At 66.7% G+C, this 445-nt stretch carries 1 protein-coding gene; it reads left to right on the top strand.

The genetic code is table 11. From position 1 onward, the window contains the following. Positions 1-7: 7 nt before the first annotated feature. On the top strand, positions 8-445 hold a 438-nt coding region (locus ECTPHS_RS13760), incomplete at its 3' end, for a transposase (RefSeq protein WP_210386943.1).

Here is a 445-nt window from a genome sequence, read left to right as displayed (position 1 = left end):
TAATGCCGTGTTGCTCGAGAACGGACTGGATGGCGCAGGCGAAGCCCTGCGCATCCTCGTCAATGAAGCCGCCAAGATCGAGCGCTCCGAGTACCTCGGCGCCGCTCCCTACGAGCGCTCGGCCACTCGCCGTGATTACGCCAACGGCTTCAAGCCCAAGACCATGCTCACCCGTGTGGGCGAGGTGACCTTCCAGGTGCCGCAAGTGCGTTCCGGCGACTTCTATCCTTCCGCTTTGGAGAAGGGCGCTCGCACCGATCAGGCGGTCAATCTCGCCTTGGCCGAGATGTACGTGCAAGGCGTCTCCACCCGCCGGGTGATCGACGTGCTGCAGCGCCTTCTGGGGCCGGAGATTGCGCTCTCCAGCGCCCAGGTGAGCCGCGCCGCCGCCAAGCTCGATGAGGGGCTGGCCGCCTGGCGCGAGCGCTCCCTGGGTGAGGCTCCC

It is taken from the genome of Ectothiorhodospira sp. PHS-1 (assembly GCF_000225005.1).
In the GTDB taxonomy this organism is placed as follows: Bacteria; Pseudomonadota; Gammaproteobacteria; order Ectothiorhodospirales; family Ectothiorhodospiraceae; genus Ectothiorhodospira.
Note: the sequence above shows the minus strand (reverse complement) of the source record. Positions and strands in the feature narration are given on the sequence as shown.